The 18061-nt window shown below is 40.4% G+C and carries 14 protein-coding genes; 8 read left to right on the top strand and 6 right to left on the bottom strand.

Features of this window, described 5'->3' with window-relative positions; translation table 11 throughout:
* Positions 1 to 155 precede the first annotated feature (155 nt).
* The gene (locus tag IEV17_RS08125; protein ID WP_004659675.1) at positions 156 to 830 is read left to right on the top strand and encodes a hypothetical protein; all 675 of its coding nucleotides are present in this window, start codon (positions 156 to 158) and stop codon (positions 828 to 830) included.
* Positions 831 to 871: 41 nt separating this feature from the next.
* Positions 872 to 1183, top strand: a complete 312-nt coding sequence (locus IEV17_RS08130) for an ankyrin repeat domain-containing protein (protein ID WP_004659676.1) — start codon at positions 872 to 874, stop codon at positions 1181 to 1183.
* Between the two features lie 293 nt (positions 1184 to 1476).
* Here IEV17_RS08130 and IEV17_RS08135 read toward each other — a convergent pair whose 3' ends face one another.
* On the bottom strand, positions 1477 to 2172 hold the full coding sequence (locus IEV17_RS08135) for a TIGR04219 family outer membrane beta-barrel protein (RefSeq protein ID WP_004659678.1): 696 nt from the start codon (positions 2170 to 2172) through the stop codon (positions 1477 to 1479).
* 132 nt (positions 2173 to 2304) lie between these two features.
* On the opposite strand from IEV17_RS08135, the gene IEV17_RS08140 reads away from it, so the two are divergent.
* The 3 genes from IEV17_RS08140 (at position 2305) to IEV17_RS08150 (ending at position 5753) form a co-directional block, all read left to right on the top strand.
* Positions 2305 to 3747, top strand: a complete 1443-nt coding sequence (locus IEV17_RS08140; RefSeq protein ID WP_004659680.1) for an aldehyde dehydrogenase family protein — start codon at positions 2305 to 2307, stop codon at positions 3745 to 3747.
* Positions 3748 to 4120: 373 nt separating this feature from the next.
* Positions 4121 to 5599, top strand: a complete 1479-nt coding sequence (locus IEV17_RS08145; protein ID WP_004659682.1) for a sodium-dependent transporter — start codon at positions 4121 to 4123, stop codon at positions 5597 to 5599.
* Positions 5600 to 5609: 10 nt separating this feature from the next.
* Positions 5610 to 5753, top strand: a complete 144-nt coding sequence (locus IEV17_RS08150) for a methionine/alanine import family NSS transporter small subunit (RefSeq protein WP_004659683.1) — start codon at positions 5610 to 5612, stop codon at positions 5751 to 5753.
* A 47-nt stretch (positions 5754 to 5800) separates the two neighbouring features.
* Here the strand turns inward: IEV17_RS08150 and rsmB are convergent, their stop codons facing one another.
* Both rsmB and fmt read right to left on the bottom strand, forming a co-directional pair.
* On the bottom strand, positions 5801 to 7108 hold the full coding sequence (gene rsmB / locus IEV17_RS08155; protein ID WP_004659685.1) for a 16S rRNA (cytosine(967)-C(5))-methyltransferase RsmB: 1308 nt from the start codon (positions 7106 to 7108) through the stop codon (positions 5801 to 5803).
* A complete protein-coding gene (gene fmt / locus IEV17_RS08160) occupies positions 7105 to 8067 on the bottom strand; it encodes a methionyl-tRNA formyltransferase (RefSeq protein WP_004659687.1) in 963 nt (320 codons plus the stop codon). Before fmt ends, rsmB begins: the two co-directional genes overlap by 4 nt.
* Positions 8068 to 8671: 604 nt before the next feature.
* Between fmt and ilvD the strand changes: the two genes are divergently transcribed.
* From ilvD to IEV17_RS08175, 3 genes are all read left to right on the top strand, one after another.
* Positions 8672 to 10501, top strand: coding sequence for a dihydroxy-acid dehydratase (gene ilvD / locus IEV17_RS08165; RefSeq protein WP_004659689.1), 1830 nt, complete (start codon positions 8672 to 8674; stop codon positions 10499 to 10501).
* 164 nt (positions 10502 to 10665) lie between these two features.
* Entirely contained in the window at positions 10666 to 11955 is a 1290-nt protein-coding gene (locus IEV17_RS08170) for a hypothetical protein (RefSeq protein ID WP_004659690.1), read from the top strand.
* A gap of 79 nt (positions 11956 to 12034) precedes the next feature.
* A complete protein-coding gene (locus IEV17_RS08175) occupies positions 12035 to 12766 on the top strand; it encodes a sulfite exporter TauE/SafE family protein (RefSeq protein WP_004659692.1) in 732 nt (243 codons plus the stop codon).
* Between the two features lie 12 nt (positions 12767 to 12778).
* Here IEV17_RS08175 and IEV17_RS08180 read toward each other — a convergent pair whose 3' ends face one another.
* From IEV17_RS08180 to ppc, 3 genes are all read right to left on the bottom strand, one after another.
* Positions 12779 to 13669, bottom strand: a complete 891-nt coding sequence (locus tag IEV17_RS08180; RefSeq protein WP_004659693.1) for a LysR family transcriptional regulator — start codon at positions 13667 to 13669, stop codon at positions 12779 to 12781.
* Between the two features lie 107 nt (positions 13670 to 13776).
* Complete coding sequence (locus IEV17_RS08185; RefSeq protein WP_004659694.1) at positions 13777 to 15072, bottom strand: solute carrier family 23 protein; 1296 nt, start codon at positions 15070 to 15072, stop codon at positions 13777 to 13779.
* Positions 15073 to 15366: 294 nt separating this feature from the next.
* A complete protein-coding gene (gene ppc / locus IEV17_RS08190; protein WP_004659698.1) occupies positions 15367 to 18048 on the bottom strand; it encodes a phosphoenolpyruvate carboxylase in 2682 nt (893 codons plus the stop codon).
* Positions 18049 to 18061 lie beyond the last annotated feature (13 nt).

The following is an 18061-nucleotide window of genomic DNA, read 5'->3' on the forward strand; positions in this document are numbered from 1 at the left end:
CTCTTAGCGCTGATGGTAGTGTGGCGTTTGCCATGTGAGAGTAAGTCATCGCCAGCTTTTAAATACTAAACACCCCTAACCTAACGGTTAGGGGTGTTTTTTATTGCAGAGAATTTTATATACTGCTCTTTTATTAAAATTATTATTCAAATTCTATGAAACAATTAGATTGGAAAGATGAGGCTGAATTTTTCAATAAGTTAAAAGATCGCTATGTAGATGGATTAGAGTTCTGCAGAATAGCCTATGATCTATTTGAATATGTTAAAGAGCACGATCAAGATGGTTATGAATTAACAAAAAGACCCCGTAATATAAAAGAGTTAATAGAGGAAATTCTTCCAATATCAGTATATGTAAGAACTAAATATAGATTGGGAAATTATATTCAAGTATGTTGGACATCACGTACTGCACGTTTTGATGCTGAAATTAAAGTAATGGAGGAAAGTTATTTTCTAGAAGTAACTTGTGCTGTACACCCTAAAGAATATTTGGTAAGAGAATTGTTAAATAAGCAGGGGTATTGTTATGCAGCTGATGGAGTTAAGAAGATTGGTAGAGATATAATTACAGAATGTATTAGCTATGATAATTCTAGTTTTATTGAACATTTTGTAGATTTAATTGCTCTAAGAATCCATAAGAAAATGAGTAAAAATTATCCAGAAAACACAATTTTAGTTATTTGTTGCGAGTTAGATATAGGCTATTTTTCAAAAGAATGGAATATTCTAGAAGAAAAAGTTAGGGCTTTAAATATCGAACATAGTTTCAAAGAGATTTTTGTATATGATAGTTTGACTGAAAAATCATTTACTATGAGTTAAATTGAATCAATTATTTATGTTATGGTTTTAGGAAAATATTAATGAAACTCAATTCTTTCTCTCCACTTTCTGAAGATGATGCAGAACTACATCTTCCTGAGCTTGTCTATTGGGCATCACTAGGTGATGTGGAACAAGTCGAGCAGCTATTGGCAGAGGGAACAGATCCCAATCAGACCGATGACGAAGGCTATAGTGCATTACAGGCTGCGGCTGAGAATGATCATTTAGCTGTGGTGAAGCTACTAGTGAGTAAAGGAGCAAATGTCGCTTATAAAGGCGAATATACTGCGCTGCAGCTTGCAGAAATGGCAGAGCATGAAGAAGTAATTGCTTATCTTAAAAGTCTTTAAATCATGCATAAAAATAGTAGATAAAAGAAGCCCCATCATCCTGACGGGGCTTCTTAGTATTCAGTTTCTTGTCGTTTATATTCCTTATGAACGACCGCTTCCTGCGTATCTTGTTATTTTCAATGAGATTTCCTGTCTCTCTATGTTTTGTATGATAGACGTAAAGTTGAGTTCGGTATATTAGCCAATGGCTGCCATCTTTGTGCGTTTTGGCTTACAGTAATTTTGAGTGATGTAATCATAAATAATAAAAAACGGAATCTTATGATTCCGTTTTTTAACTTCATCTGGATTTAGAAATGAACATCTAAGCCAATATAAGGACCTTTAAAATTAAATTTAAGATCATTTTTTTCGTAGTCATCTAATTTAATGTCTAAGATACGGTAGCCAGCTTTCAAGCCAACATCGACTAACAGATTATCAATAAAGTTATATTGTAACTCGGCCTGTGCGTCAGTAATTTTGGTATCATTAATATTACTGTATAACAACTCAGCTTTAGCACTCAAGCCTGTAAATGGTAATTTTACGCCTGCTGATCCATAGATCACAGGAACAGTTTTATCGATGTCTGTTTTGCTTAAACCGAGTGTTTTAACATCACCATTTAAACTGGTTGCGCCTAAACCAACATCTGCATTTACGATGGTATCCAAGATTTCATAATATAAAATGAAATCGGTATGGTCTATGTTTAAGTCATAAACTGGCTGACCTGCAACTTCATTTTCAGTTTGTGATTTTAAATTCACATAGCGAATTTTTGCATTTGGAATTAGTGGAATCGGGTGCTCAAATGCAAGCGAAACCTGTGCAGATCCCTTACGATCAAGGTCTTGATCTGGTGCAGATGTTTGTGCAGCCATATTGGCTTCACCGTTGTAATTCCAGTAGCTGAGATCGCCTTTTACACCAATCATATCTGCTTGTGCTAGACCACACAGACTTGTCCCTATAGCAAGCATTGATATTTTTAATATTTTCATTCGATTGTCCTAATTCATATCAAAAACCGTAATGAATTGTTGTGAATTCATCAGTGATTGGGCGAATCATATAGTGATATTTGAAAATATACAGTAGTCTAATTTTAAATTTTAATAATGGGATGAAGAATAATGACCGATGCACAAAATGTTGTAGATTATCCTTTATATGTCGCAGGGAAAGCAGTAACGACAGGTCAATGGTTAGAAGTTCATGATAAATATAGTAATACGGTCTATGCTCGAGTTGCGTTAGCAGATGAAAAAGTGTTGGAAAAAGCAATTTCTGCTTCAGTTAAAGCTGAGGTAGATATGGCGACTCTTAAGCCATTTGAAAAACAAAAAGTTCTATTACATTGTGTTAAACGTTTTAATGAATTACGTGAAGAATTGACAGATATATTGATTGTTGAAGGGGGTAAGCCGCGAGGTGCAGCAAGTGCAGAAGTGGAACGTCTGATAAATACTTTCCAATTGGCTGCAGATGCGGTCACACAACTTGATGATGGTCGAATGTTGCCTTTGGCAGTAACTCCTGCGGCTGCTCGTTTTCGAGGTATGGTTAAGCATGTGCCAATTGGTGCAGTTTCGCTGATTAGCCCATTTAATTTCCCTTTAAATCTGGTGGCACACAAGATCGCACCTGCAATTGCAGCAGGTTGTCCATTTGTATTGAAACCTGCGAGTTTGACACCGATCAGTGCATTAATGATTGCCAAGGTTTTGGCGGAAACTGATTTACCAAAAGGCTCATGGTCAGTGTTGCCTTGTGATCGCCAAGCAGCGGATATTTTGGTAACAGATGATCGTTTTAAATTACTTAGCTTTACGGGGTCAGATCAGGTTGGTTGGGACATGAAAGCGCGTGCAGGGCGCAAGAAAGTCACTTTGGAACTGGGTGGGAACGCTGCGGTTCTGATCGATGCAGATACCGTGATTGATGAGGCGCTGATTGATCGTTTGATCAGTGCCGCTTATGGGCATGCAGGGCAAGTCTGTATCAGTGTACAACGGATTTTAGTTCATGCTGATCTTTATGTGGAAGTGAAAAAGAAACTGATTGCTAAACTGAAAAAAATTAAATTAGATGATCCAAAGCTAAATACCACATTGGTAGGTCCGATGATTAAGGAAGCCGAAGCTGTTCGCCTGAAAAAATGGATTGATAAAGCCGAGAAGAAAGGGGCAAAGGTTTTGACAGGAGGACATTTACAAGGCGTATTATTTGAACCGACCTTACTGGAGAATGTTGATGCCAAGCTAGAAATCTATAAGGATGAAGCATTTGGCCCGATTGCTATTTTAGAAAAATTTAAAGAGTTTGAGCAGGGTATTAAGACAATTAATCAAAGTCGTTTTGGTTTACAGGCAGGGGTATATACGCAAAATCTGAATAAAATGCTGTATGCATGGGATAATTTGCATGTTGGTGGAGTCATCATTAATGATGTGCCTACATTCCGTGTCGATAACATGCCTTATGGTGGCGTGAAGGATTCTGGATTAGGTCGCGAAGGAATTCACTCAGCGATTCGCGATATGCAAGAAGAACGTTTGCTCGCAATTAAACAATAAAATAGAAGTTCAAGCGGAGTTCTGGCTTCGCTTGATTAGTTTATATACTTGATTTTATAAATTGACTGTAAGGTCAAAATTTCATTCAGTTGAAAAATAATCAGTTATTTAAAAAACATAATTTTTCAGACAGAAATTACAGTAAAAAGAAATAAAAACAGGTATTGTTCGGCTATTAAAAAGCAGAAAAACAAAATCCAATCTTTAAGGAAGATGGTTTGGTTTTTGCTTGTTTGTTCATGAAAATGAGAGGCTCACAAGGTTGAAATTTCATGCAAGCAAAACAAGATTTTTTATGGCACTTTTCATGTCTGTTGGATAATAAAACCTAACGCAGTATGAAAAATGCCAGCGGTATATATTTAGGTGTCATATGGCAGATTCTCGTGAAAACTGGACATCACGATCTGGTTTTATTATTGCAGCCGTTGGTTCGGCTGTAGGTTTAGGTAATATTTGGCGCTTTCCTTATGTTGCCTACGAAAATGGTGGTGGTGCGTTTCTTATCCCCTATTTACTCGCACTGATTACAGCTGGTTTACCTCTTTTATTTTTAGATTATGCGACTGGACATCGTAGTACAGGCTCACCCCCTAAAGCATATCGTGCTTTATTTAAAGGTGGTGAAACACTAGGTTGGTGGCAAGTCTGTGTGTGTATCATTATTGGGTTGTACTATGCCAGCGTACTGACATGGGCGGGAAGTTATGTGTATTTCTCGATTGGTCAGGCGTGGGGCAGTGACCCAGAAAGTTTCTTCTTTAATACGTACTTACAGACCTCTAAAGCCACTGGCTTTGATTTGCAGTTTGTCAGCCATTTATTTTGGCCAATTGTTGGGATTTGGGCGCTGACCTTAGTGATTTTGTATGGTGGTGTTAAAAAAGGTGTTGAATTATCAAATAAGATTTTCATGCCTTTGTTATTCGTCCTATTCACAGTTCTGGTAATTCAATCATTACGTTTACCTGGTGCAGCTGAAGGCTTAAATGCATTCTTCACTCCGAACTGGTCTGCGATGATGGACTATAAAGTGTGGTTAGCTGCTTATGGGCACACTTTCTTCTCATTATCTGTTGGCTTCGGGATCATGGTGACATACTCCTCTTACTTAAAGCCAAAAACCAACTTAACAGGTTCGGGTTTGATCGTTGGTTTTGCCAATGCTTCAACTGAGATCTTGGCAGGTATTGGTATTTTTGCAGCATTGGGTTTTATGGCTCATGCGGCGGGTAAAGAAGTACATGATGTTGTTAGTGGTGGTATTGGTCTAGCATTTATTGCCTTTCCAAAAATCATTTCAAGCTTGGGTGCAGGTGCAGATTTATTTGGTCTATTGTTCTTCTCTTCGCTTTTTGTCGCAGGTATTTCTTCCATGGTCAGTATCTTGGAAGTACCGATTGCAGCGATGCAAGATAAGTTAAAATGGAGCCGTAAGAAAGCAGTAACCATCATTGGTGGTGGTAGTGCATTTGTTTCAGTCATCTTATTTTCAAGTGTAAATGCGATTAAACTGGTTGATATTGTGGATCACTTTATCAATAACATTGGGATTATTGGTGGTGCATTATTATCCATCATCAGTGTGGCTTGGTTTAAGCGTTCAGCTTTAATCGAACTTCGTGATCATGTGAACCGTATTTCGACGATTCAATTGGGTAAAGGTTGGGATTTCACTTTAACTGTGATCACCTCTCTCATCTTATTAACCACATTGAGCATGACCGTGTTTAACTTGGTCAAAAATGGTTACGATACGTATAGCATGAGTTTACAAGGTATCTTTGGGTGGGGCAGCGTTATTTTCTGTGCTGTCGTTGCAGTTATACTCAGCAAAATGAAAGATCGTTAGGAGCGCAGTTATGAATACTTCAGCAATCGTGATGATGATCATTTCAATGGTGTTTTTATGGGGCGGACTTGCTTTGTCGATTCTGCACTTAATGAAACATCCAGAAGAGTTAGATGACGTTTTAGAAGAAGTCAAAGATCATCATACGCTTTAAAATAGATTCAAAAAAAGCAGGCTTTGAAGCCTGCTTTTTTATTTTGATTATGCCAATTTTTTAATTCGGCAATAATAGAAACCATCGCCAGAGTGCGCAGACGGTAATAATTGACGACCATAAGTCTGTTCAATACCCCAATCCGCATTGATTTTGATTTCTTCGGCATTGGCATGTGCGGCGAAGAATGCCGCCATTTGCTGTTCATTCTCAGCTTTTAGAATTGAGCAGGTGATATACAACAGCGTTCCACCAACTTTGAGTTGTTGCCACATTTGTTGAAGAATCTGTTTTTGTAATTCAACCGTTTGAGCGATATCAGTCGATTGTCTGAGCAGGCGAATATCAGGATGACGACGAATTACGCCTGTTGCAGAACAAGGAGCATCCAATACAATACAATCCACAGCTTCTTTCGCCTGCCAAGTGGTTGCATCAGCTGTCACGATCTCAACATTATGTTGATCTAGTACAAGACGTTCTAAATTTTCAGAAACTCGCAGTAAACGTTTCGCATCATGATCAAGCGCGATCAATTTTTTAGGATTATAGCGCTCAAGGATGTGTGCAGTTTTACCGCCTGGTGCAGCACATGCATCGACAACCACTTGGTCATCTAAATTGGGTAAAAGCATCGCGCACAATTGTGCATGTTCATCCTGAACAGAAAAGCCACCTTCTTCGAAACCAGGTAAATGGGTAATATTGCCGGTTTGTTCTAGAACAATACCAACATCTGAAAGCGTGCAAGCACGAGCATCAATTTGTTCTTCATCTAAAATATCAAGATACTCATCACGACTAATTTGACGTTCATTGACGCGCAGGGTCAGAGGGGCGACTTGTTTTAAGGCTTGGCATAGAGTCTCTGCTTGCTCAGGCCAATCTTTTTTAAGTCGCTTGAATAACCAGCTTGGTAAACCATGCGTATTATTCAAAGCGGTTTCAAATTCAGCTGTTTCACGTGAAACACGACGCAGAATCGCATTGACCAAACCACTCATTGGTTCGAAACCGAGTTGCTTAGCCGCATTTACCGTTTCTGAAATCGCAGCATGTACAGGAATACGCGTACATAAAATTTGATATAAACCTAGGTATAAACAACTTTCTAGCGCTTCATTGTCTAATGGTTTTGTGAGCAATGGTAGAGTAATTGCTTTTAAAGAAAACCATTGGCGTAAACAACCTAAAGTAAGTTCGTGATATAAACCACGGTCACGTTCAGAAACAATATTGATATGTTGATTTAAAACAGAAGCCAAAGATTGCCCATTTTGAACAGCCAAAAGTGTTTTGATCACTTGCGCACGTAGGTTCAAATTTTTTGCAGATGATTGATTCGATTGGCTCATGGGAGAATTTGTCCAAGATGTAATTTCTGGGTTTGGGTAATTTGAACTGGATTGAGGGCTTTAGCACCTGGCCATTGCAAACTGGTTAAGCACACTGCGCTATTGTCGCCACAGGCAACATGTACGCCTTGTTTATCAATTCCTATGATTTCACCCAATTGAGCATCCGTTTTACTGTGTTCAGAAAGGATCGAATTCCAAACCCTTAAAGCATTGTTTTCATCCAGTTGGATAAAAGCCACTGGCCAAGGATTAAAGGCACGAATATTACGATCTATTTGACTAGCATTCACACTCCAATCGATCCGAGCTTCTGCTTTAACCAATTTATGTGCATAGACGGTGAGTGCTTCATCTTGTACTTCACGTTTTTCGATAAAATCCTGCAAGCTTTGTTCAGATTCGAGTACGGTACAAATCGCTTCTGCACCTTGAAGCGCCAATTTGTCATGCAAGCTAGCAGATGTATCTTCCGCAGTAATTGGGCAATAGGTTTTATACATCATATCGCCCGTATCTAAACCTGCCGCCATTTGCATGATGGTAATGCCTGTTTCAGCATCGCCTGTTGCGATTGCACGTTGAATTGGCGCAGCACCACGCCAGCGGGGTAACAGCGAACCATGGATATTTAAACAACCATATTTAGGGGTATCTAAAACCGCTTGCGGTAAGATTAAACCATAGGCTGCAACCACCATCACATCAGCGCCTAGAGCAGCAAGTTGTTGTCGAGCTGCCAATCCTTCTTCGGTAGACGCTTTAAAATTCAAAGGTTGGTAAACGGGTAAACCGTGTTCAAGTGCCAATTGTTTAACAGGCGATGGTGTTAATTTTTGTCCACGTCCTGATTTGCGGTCAGGCTGGGTATAAACAGCAATAATTTGGTGTGATGTTTTTAATAATGCTGCTAATGCAGTTGCTGCAAATTCAGGTGTACCAGCAAAAATGATTTTCAAACGGTCAGCTCTTCAAAATAAATCAATCTATGTTGATTATATCAAAGTCCTAAACGGAAAAGATCAATCCCAAATGAGAAAGGATACGCAGATTATACATAAAAATGTGCAATTTAAACATTTTTAATGTGTAATCTAATTTGAGCATCTTTAATCATTTGGGCGGTGAGTTTTTAGGAGCTTGAATGATTATATAAAGCAAAAAAGGAATGATGATAAGCGATGTCTCGTTAACATCATACCTAAACCTTGATCAACCAAAGCTATGGTCATTCAATAATAAAAATAGGTAAATATATGAACAGTAAAGAGCTCATATTAGGCAGTAGAATTAGTTTCATTTTGATCCTAGCAACCATCATTACCCGAGTATTGGAACTTTATGTATCAACTTAGCTTGATGATTGTATTTAGCGGAAAATTCCAGAATTTTTGATCAGATCAGAAGCTTGTGAGGCTGAATGATGTAAAAAAGAGCTGAAAAAGATCTCTAAGTAGGTCATCTGTTAAACGATGACTTGTAGTATGATGGAAAAAGCTCAGTATCATTTCGCCAGAGAGAATGTCCCATTCTTCTCGAGCACAAACTTGTTGGGAATCAAAAATGCCTGATTATCGTTCGAAAACATCAACACATGGAAGAAATATGGCTGGCGCGCGCGGTTTATGGCGTGCGACAGGTATGAAAGATGAAGATTTTGGCAAACCAATTATTGCGGTGGTCAATTCATTTACCCAATTTGTTCCTGGACATGTGCATCTTAAAGATTTAGGGCAACTGGTTGCACGAGAAATTGAAGCTTCTGGTGGTGTCGCAAAAGAATTTAATACCATTGCCGTTGATGACGGGATTGCCATGGGCCATGACGGGATGCTGTATTCACTACCATCACGTGATTTAATTGCCGATTCTGTAGAATACATGGTGAATGCTCATTGTGCCGATGCAATGGTATGTATCTCGAACTGTGACAAGATCACACCGGGAATGCTGATGGCTGCAATGCGCTTGAATATCCCAGTGGTGTTCGTGTCTGGCGGTCCTATGGAAGCGGGTAAAGTCAAATTCCGTGGTGATGAAAAGGCAATCGACTTAGTTGATGCCATGGTCGTTGCAGCAGATGAAAGCTATACCGATGAAGAAGTTGCAGCATTTGAGCGTTCGGCATGTCCAACTTGTGGTTCATGTTCGGGTATGTTTACTGCAAACTCAATGAACTGTTTAACTGAAGCTTTGGGTTTATCATTGCCGGGTAATGGTTCTATTGTTGCAACTCATGCTAACCGCGAAAAACTATTCCTAAAAGCAGGTCGTTTAGTAGTTGAACTTGCGAAGCGTTATTATGAACAAAATGACGACAGCATTCTGCCACGTTCAATTGCAACCAAAGCAGCATTTGAAAATGCGATGACTTTGGATATTGCAATGGGTGGTTCTACCAATACCGTATTGCATTTGCTTGCTGCTGCACATGAAGCAGAAGTTGATTTCACTATGGATGATATCGACAATTTATCTCGTAAAGTACCTGTATTATCTAAAGTTGCACCTGCAAAGTCGGATGTGCATATGGAAGATGTACACCGTGCTGGGGGTATCATGGCGATCTTGGGTGAACTCGATCGTGCTAACTTACTGAACACCTCTTGCCCAACGGTACATGAACCTACTCTCAAAGATGCCTTAGACAAGTGGGATATTATCCGCACTGAAGATACAGATGTTTATGAGTTCTATCGCTCATCACCGGGTGGTGTTCCAACTCAAGTGGCATTCTCACAAAACCGTTATTATTCAACTTTGGATGGTGACCGTGAGAAAGGTGTGATTCGTAATGCTGAACATGCTTTCTCTAAAGACGGTGGCTTGGCAGTCCTTTACGGTAACATTGCTTTAGATGGCTGTATCGTGAAAACTGCTGGTGTGGATGAGTCGATTCTTAAATTCACGGGTACAGCGCGTGTTTTTGAAAGCCAAGATTCAGCGGTTGAAGCGATTTTAGATCATAAGATCGTTGCAGGTGACATCGTTGTCATTCGTTATGAAGGCCCACGTGGTGGTCCAGGCATGCAGGAAATGTTGTACCCAACCAGTTACTTGAAGTCAAAAGGTTTGGGTAAGGACTGTGCGTTGATTACTGATGGTCGCTTCTCTGGTGGTTCTTCAGGTTTATCAATTGGTCACGTGTCTCCAGAAGCAGCGGAAGGTGGTGCAATTGGTCTGGTTGAAGATGGCGATACCATCCAAATTGATATTCCGAATCGTACCATTCACCTTGATGTTGATGATGCAACCATGGCGCATCGCCGTACAGCTCAAGAAGCCAAAGGTTGGCATCCAGCGGAAGAGCGTAAGCGTAAAGTTTCAAAATCTTTGAAAATTTATGCTTTGCATTCAACGAGTGCTGCGAAAGGTGCTGTACGCGTTCTGTAAACTATTGCTAAGCGACAATGTTTATCATCCCTCTTTATTACGATAAAGAGGGACTTTTTTCTGATTTTATAAGATACTCATTATACTTATTTGCTCACTTGTTTGAATCCAAGTTAGAGAAAGCTTATCCATTCATCACTTTATAATCATTAGAGGCGATCGACATGTCTTTGTTACGTCGTTGGTTTGATCCCATCCGATCGAGTTGGTTCTATCAAAAACCTTCTCGTCAGGCGGTGTTGCCCACGGAACAGGGTTTAAGTATTTACCTTCGTTTAGACGATGTTTATAGCTATCTTGCAGTACAACAGCTTGATCAGCTCAATGAAATTTTGAGTGATGAACTAAAACCTTTAAAAGTGATTATTTCAAGACAGGGCGCTGAGCCTCCTAATGGTATGTCAGAACAAGATTGGCAGAGTTATTGTTTAAATGATGCTAAAATTCTCGCCAAACAACATCGGTTTGGTTTCGATGAAACCCCTGAAATACCTAGTCCAGAAGCATTACAACAAGCAGAAATAATTCTAAAAAATACCCCTCTGAGAGAACAAAATTTTTTACATTTACTCGAAGATGTATTTCACATGTTATGGCAACAACAATATGGGAAATTACGTACTCTTTATGCGATGGCTAGTCAGCATCAAACACCTCAAGATTATCCTGAACGTATTTTTAAAGATGTGCCTGTTGCAGCCAGTTACTTCGAGTTTGGTGAGCGTAAATATCAGGCTGTTGATGATTTATTACGCCTTACACGCCGTTTGAAACAACAAAAATTACTCACCGGAAATCCAATTTTTCTGATTAATCATATTGAATGGCGTGAGCATCTCATTAATGACGGTGAGTCACTGACAGAAGTCCAAAGCTTACATCCAGAATTAGATCTGTATATTGCGCTTGAAGACCCTATGAGTTGGCTATTATTGGCTTATATCAAAGAAGAATTGGCCAATTATTATAATATTCAATTGAGCGTTTATCCGCTGAGCTATCATGGGCGAGATTGGTTTGACTGGAGTTTGGCGACTCGTGTTTCCAAACGTACACAGGTGGCATTCACCCCATTCTGTCGGCCTACTAAAGAAGCGACTTATGAAATGGCAAAACTATTTTATAGCGTGCCTGAAGAAGAACAGATCGATTGTATTCATGAGATATTGCAAGGTGTTTGGACGCGTGGCAAAGATCTTTCTTTCAAAACACACTTTCAACGTATGCAGAAGCGTTTAGAGATTGACAACATCACCGAACAAGATGTTGAAGCTTTGCTGAAACAGAATGATGAATTGTGTCAGCAAAAGCATCAGCCAGATTTCCCGGTACTGGAATTACGTATAGATGGACAGAGCTATGTCTTTAATAGTTTGTATCGAGTTTGGATGATTGAAAGTATTATCAGCAATGTTTTGGAAGATAAATATAGAACTGCCTCAAGCTCTGCCTGAGGCCTACTCCCAAAAATAAGAATAGGGCAAGCTACGCTTTTTTCGTAGCATAACTCCGATGCAACATCGGAGATCGGGCGTGACTTTTTTAGCAATTATTGTATTGGTATTTGTCTTTGCCGGCATGATTAAGGGCATGATCGGCTTAGGTTTACCTGCTGTTTCGATGGGACTGCTGACGATTGCAATGAGCCCATTTCAGGCAGCATCACTGCTGATTGTTCCTTCGATGATTACCAATATTTGGCAGTTGTTTGCAGAAGGTCGGGTGTGGTTATTTATCCGCCGCTTCTGGACTTTACTGGTTGGAATCGTGGTGGGGTCAATCTGGAGTTTCTTACCGACCTTAAGCCAGAGTCATGGCAAGACCAGTGAAATTTTATTGGGCAGCATGTTGGTGCTCTATGGCCTGTATGGTCTATGCGTCAAAAATCTACCTCATTTGGCAGCGCATGAACGTTGGTTATCTCCCTTGGTTGGATATATCGGCGGGGCGGTGACTGTCGCAACAGGTGTAGTGATTATTCCCGTCGTACCTTATTTGCAGTCTCTACATCTGAAACGTGATGAGCTGGTTCAGGCTTTAGGATTGACCTTTACCGTGTCTACCATTTGCTTGGCCGTATTTCTACAGCATAACCCGATGCAGGGAATCACACTAGATTATCGTCTATCGGTTGTGGCCTTGGTCGCAGCTTTGGTTGGGATGTGGCTGGGTAAAAAAATTCGCTATCAACTGAATGAACAACGTTTCCGCCGTTTATTTTTTATCGGCTTGGTGGCGTTAGGCGGATATATGCTATCGCATTAATCTTGCTGTGAACTAAGGACGATGCTGTAATAGAAACTCAGAAAATTGCTGATAATTTTCGGGTAGTTGACTGAAATCTTGTGTTGCCAACAGCAGCTTGCGATTGGCCCACGCACCTAATAATTGAACCATGTGGAAATGATAATCGGGTTGTAAACGTTGTGCAGCACGAGCAGGCATAATGGCGATACCAACGCCTTTGGCGACTACCTCTGCAATCGCAGCAAAATTAGGTAAGCGCAAACGATATTGGATATTAAAACCAAGTAATTTGGCTTGAGTTTCGATGGATTGCTGCAGAGAATGATGCGGCATCAGTCCAATAAAACCATAATTCAGTGCTTCGACTAGATTTAACGACGTATGCTGAGCTAAGGCATGAGCCTCAGGGCAGATTAGAACCAGAGGATCGCTGGCAAATTCCTGTGTCTGTAAATGTTGAGTATCAAAAAAGCTAGAAACTAATCCGAGTTTGGCAGTCCCTTTGCTCAGTGCAGCAACGATTTCAGAACTTTCTGCTTCGTGCAGATCGATATTCATTTCTGCATGACGCATTAAATATTGTGGTAATAGCGGTGGTAGATATTCACTTTGTGCCGAAGAATTGCACCACAGAGTTAAAGATTCAGGCTGTTGTTGCCTAAAGCGTTGCATCTCGTATTCGAGTTGATTTTTTTGTCCAATTAAACGGTGTGCATGTTCAACCAAAGCATGCCCAGCCGTCGTAAGTTCGACCCCAGAGGTGTGGCGAAGAAAGAGCGGGGTGTCGAAATATTGTTCGAGTTTTTTAATCCGTTCGCTAGCTGCTTGCAGTGAAATCGCAGAACGTTCTGCACCTTTGGTGAAGCTGCCTGTGCTGACAATATGCAGGAATAGTTGTAAATCAAAAAAATCAAAACGCATGATGGCAACGTATTGAAATATAAAAATCCATCATACTAAAAAGTCGCTAAATAAAGATAGGATATTATTGTGGTGTAAAAAAGGCAGCTTCAGCTGCCTTCAATCTTCTAATGTTTATCTTTTAAACTGAATAACAGGTTCAGGAAAATCGCAGCAAAAGTTGCGGTTCCAATTCCCCCTAAATTGAAGCTACCAAACAGTAATTCAAAGTTACCTGCACCTAAAATAATGGTGACAGATGCAACAATAAGGTTTTTATTATTAGAAAAATCGACTTTATTTTCGATCCAGATTTTCGCACCCGCAATGGTAATTAAACCAAATACCACGATCGAAGCACCCGTGAGGACTGCTGTCGGGATAGTACTAATCACTGCGCCAAATTTAGGAGACAGTCCCAAGAAAATTGCAAATACGCCAGCGATTACAAATACAATCGTAGAATAAACACGGGTTACTGCCATCACACCAATATTTTCACCATAGGTGGTCATACCCGGTGCACCAACACTACCCGATAACGTTGTGGCCAAACCATCCGCAACAAAAGCTTTACCCAGTTGAGGTGTAAGATCTTCGCCTGTCATTGAACCGACTGCTTTGATGTGACCTAGATTTTCAGCGACTAAAATCAATGCAACGGGAGCAATAATTAAAATTGCATTTAAATCAAAAGTTGGGTGTGAAAAAGTTGGGATACCAAACCATGGTGCTGCTGCGATTTGGGAGAAATCAATCGGTTTACCAAATCCTAGAATATTTGTTGCAACCACATATACGCCATAAGCAATCAATAAACCCACTAAGAGTAATAAACGTTGTAATAAGCCCTTGGTAAATACCGCAATAATGCCCATGCTTAATACAGTGATGAGTGCTATCCACATTTCAAAAGGCTGTCCAGCAACGCCTTTAATGGTAACAGGCGCAAGGTTGAGACCAATAATCATCACCACAGCGCCTGTGACAACAGGTGGCATGAGTTTCTCAATCCAACGTGTGCCTGTGAGCATGACCGCAAAACCGATCAAGGCATAAAAAATACCACAGGCAACAATTCCACCAAGTGCAACTGCAAGGTTTGGATTGGCTCCCGACCCAGTAATGTGACCAGTTGCGGCTGCAACGACACCAATAAATGCAAAGCTTGAGCCTAAATAACTTGGAACACGACCACCCGTGATCAAGAAGAAAATAATAGTACAAATCCCTGACATTAAGATGGCAAGGTTTGGGCTAAAGCCCATCAGAAGGGGTGCAAGAACAGTTGCACCAAACATTGCAAATGCGTGTTGTACCCCTAATACCGCACTTTGTAAGGGCGGTAAATATTCATTTGTCGCGACAGGGCGATGATCAATCTTTCCCTGATACGGCTGCCATTTTGGAAACCAATTTGACATAGATGAGACTCATTATGTGATATCAGCGGGTATGATACCCTGTCTTAAAACGAGCTTTCACCTATAAGTCATTGAGAATATTGCCAGATCATGTTTTTTACGTCTGTATTTTTACCTTTTGGTAAAATATATTTAAAAATAAACTATCGTATTTATTATTTATTTTATTCGCCTAATTTAAAAAACCTACGGCTAATATTTAAAAAAATTTTCTAAATTTTTTTTCTAAAAATGGAATATTTTGCCAATCTTGCCATCAACACATTTGATTTATGTTGATGGCAAGGTCTTTATTTAGCCAGTATTGCGCAAACCTGCCGCAATACCTGCAATACTGACCATTAAGGCATGATCGACAGGGCTATGCTCAGTTTGATGTTCCGCTAAATACAGACGACGACGTTTCATTAACTCTGCTTGCAGTAAATGTAAGGGTAATAAATACGGTTTACGCACCTGCATAGATTGGTCAAGTACTTCATTATTACTCAAAAGCTTAGACTCACCTTTAAGACTGAGCAATGTATCTACGGCATTTTGTAGACGTTGGCGTAATTCAACCCCCAAGTTTTTTAAGTCTTGGTCTTGTGTCAGGTGAGACTCGTAATAGAGCGCAATATCTGCATCAGATTTGGATAAAACCATTTCCAGCATATCAATTAAAGTTTGGAAATACGGCCACTGTTCAAGCATTTCATTTAAGGTGTTTTTGTGTTGTCCATGTACCTGATTGATCGCCGTGCCTGTACCCAACCAAGCTGGCAGCATTAAGCGGATTTGTGTCCATGCAAATACCCAAGGAATCGCTCGAAGAGATTCTATGCCACCACTGACTTTTCGTTTGGCTGGGCGTGAACCAAGCGGTAGCATTTGTAATTCTAACTCAGGCGTGACCGTGCGTAGATAACTGACAAAATTCGGATTTTCACGCACAGTTTGTCGATAAACCTGTACCGATAAATCAGTCATTTGATTCATTAAGTCTCGCCATTCTTTCTTTGGCTCTGGCGGTGGTAATAGTGTTGCTTCTAATGTTGCCGCTGTATAGATTTCCAAATTTTGTAGCGCGATGCCTTCTAAACCAAATTTAAAGCGAATCATTTCACCCTGTTCAGTGACACGAATTGCTCCAGAGATTGAACCTGGTGGCTGTGAGAACAATGCTTGTTGTGTTGGCGCACCGCCACGACTGATTGAACCGCCACGACCGTGGAACAAGGTCAATTGCACCCCATGTTGTCGAGCGACAGCGGTAAGTTCTTCTTGCGCACGATATTGTGCCCAGTTCGCAGACATAAAGCCCGCGTCCTTTGCTGAGTCTGAATAGCCGATCATCACTTCATGTTTACCCTGAATATGCTGTTTATACCAATGCATATTGAATAAGGTATTCATGGTTTTGGCTGCACCATCAAGATCTTTTAAGGTTTCAAATAAGGGCACCACTCGAAGAGGATGTTGGATACCAGCTTCTTTTTGTAAGAGTAAAACAGCTAAGACGTCGCTTGGATATTCTGCCATCGAAATAATATAGGCACCCAAGCTCTCAGCTGGTTGTTCAGCCAAAGTGCGCATGGTCGCAAAGACTTCGAGTACATCAGGATGTTGAATCAAGCTGCCTTCAGGTTCATTGAAATATTTAGGGAGTAAAGGACGCTTACTTTGCAGCTCTTGGATCAGGAAGTTTTGACGAGCCTGTTCAGTCCATGATTCAAAATTGCCTAGACCTAGATATTCAGTAATCGCTGAAATGGCTTGACGATGTCGACCTGATTCTTGGCGAATATCGAGTTTGAGTAACTCAATTCCAAAACAATTGATTCGGTATATAAAATCAAGTAATTGCCCATTGGCGATTTCAGCGAGGTTACTCTCGATTAAGGAGCGATAGCAGAGTAATAAGGGCTGTAATAATTCATCTTTATTTCGAATAATCTGGCTATCATCAGCTTCATGACCTTGTAAGCGTTGGCCTAAACAATAGCGAGTCGCTTTTAAACGTTCACGGGTTTCACGTAAATATTCACGATAGGGTTCAGGATGTTCATAACCTAATGCTTGAGTGAGTTCATCTGAACAGCTTTGAATTGACAATTCCCAGCGTAAATTTTCAATATCACGTAGATATAAATCAGCTGCCTGCCAACGTGATAACCATAATACTTCTTGTGTTACTTGATGAGTTACATTGGGATTGCCATCACGATCACCGCCCATCCATGAGGCAAAGCGAATTGGCGCAATATTGAGCGGTAATTTTTGTTCACAATGCTGTTGAGTCAGTTCATTTAGCTCACGAATAAACTTAGGTACAGCATTCCACAAAGTTTGTTCAATTGTTGCAAAGCCCCACTTTGCTTCATCGACAGGGGTCGGGCGATGTTGGCGAATTTCGTCTGTCTGCCAAGCTGAACTGACCAATTGTTTCAGGGTAGCGATAGTTTGTTGGCGTTCACGAGGTGTTAGTTTTTGCTGGTCCAGTTGAGATAGACAATCGGTAATATCATCATATTTTTGAATCAAGGTACGACGACTGACTTCAGTTGGATGTGCTGTGAGGACCAATTCAATTTTTAAATCGCAGATTTGTTCGAATAATTGTTTTGAGTTGATCTGTTCAGTTTTGAATTTTTCAAATAAATGTGACAAAGGATTTGGATTAGGGGCTTGTTCGTCAAACTCAGCCTGACGGCGGTTACGCACCACATGGTACTGCTCAGCGATGTTGGCAAAGTTGAGAAAATATGAAAATGCACGAGTCAGCGGCAAAATTTCTTCATCTTTTAGGCCGAGAAACAATTGTTCGAGCTGTTTTTCCGCCTCGATTTGACCATCACGGGCACCCTTAGCCAGAGCACGAATCTGCTCAACCTGATTAAACAAATCTTGCCCAGCATGCTGCTTTAAGGTTTCGCCCAGTAAATTACCGAGTAAACGAACATCTTCTCGTAATGGCGCAGTGATTTGTTGTGTCATTATGCTTCTCCTC

Source organism: Acinetobacter modestus (genome assembly GCF_014636095.1).
GTDB classification, from domain to species: domain Bacteria; phylum Pseudomonadota; class Gammaproteobacteria; order Pseudomonadales; family Moraxellaceae; genus Acinetobacter; species Acinetobacter modestus.

Excerpts from the sequence above, each read along its gene's own strand:
- IEV17_RS08125 (WP_004659675.1), top strand. The coding sequence starts at position 156 with ATGAAACAATTAGATTGGAAAGATGAGGCTGAATTTTTCAATAAGTTA.
- IEV17_RS08130 (WP_004659676.1), top strand. The coding sequence starts at position 872 with ATGAAACTCAATTCTTTCTCTCCACTTTCTGAAGATGATGCAGAACTA.
- IEV17_RS08135 (WP_004659678.1), bottom strand. The coding sequence starts at position 2,172 with ATGAAAATATTAAAAATATCAATGCTTGCTATAGGGACAAGTCTGTGT.
- IEV17_RS08140 (WP_004659680.1), top strand. The coding sequence starts at position 2,305 with ATGACCGATGCACAAAATGTTGTAGATTATCCTTTATATGTCGCAGGG.
- IEV17_RS08145 (WP_004659682.1), top strand. The coding sequence starts at position 4,121 with ATGGCAGATTCTCGTGAAAACTGGACATCACGATCTGGTTTTATTATT.
- IEV17_RS08150 (WP_004659683.1), top strand. The coding sequence starts at position 5,610 with ATGAATACTTCAGCAATCGTGATGATGATCATTTCAATGGTGTTTTTA.
- rsmB (WP_004659685.1), bottom strand. The coding sequence starts at position 7,108 with ATGAGCCAATCGAATCAATCATCTGCAAAAAATTTGAACCTACGTGCG.
- ilvD (WP_004659689.1), top strand. The coding sequence starts at position 8,672 with ATGCCTGATTATCGTTCGAAAACATCAACACATGGAAGAAATATGGCT.
- IEV17_RS08170 (WP_004659690.1), top strand. The coding sequence starts at position 10,666 with ATGTCTTTGTTACGTCGTTGGTTTGATCCCATCCGATCGAGTTGGTTC.
- IEV17_RS08180 (WP_004659693.1), bottom strand. The coding sequence starts at position 13,669 with ATGCGTTTTGATTTTTTTGATTTACAACTATTCCTGCATATTGTCAGC.
- IEV17_RS08185 (WP_004659694.1), bottom strand. The coding sequence starts at position 15,072 with ATGTCAAATTGGTTTCCAAAATGGCAGCCGTATCAGGGAAAGATTGAT.
- ppc (WP_004659698.1), bottom strand. The coding sequence starts at position 18,048 with ATGACACAACAAATCACTGCGCCATTACGAGAAGATGTTCGTTTACTC.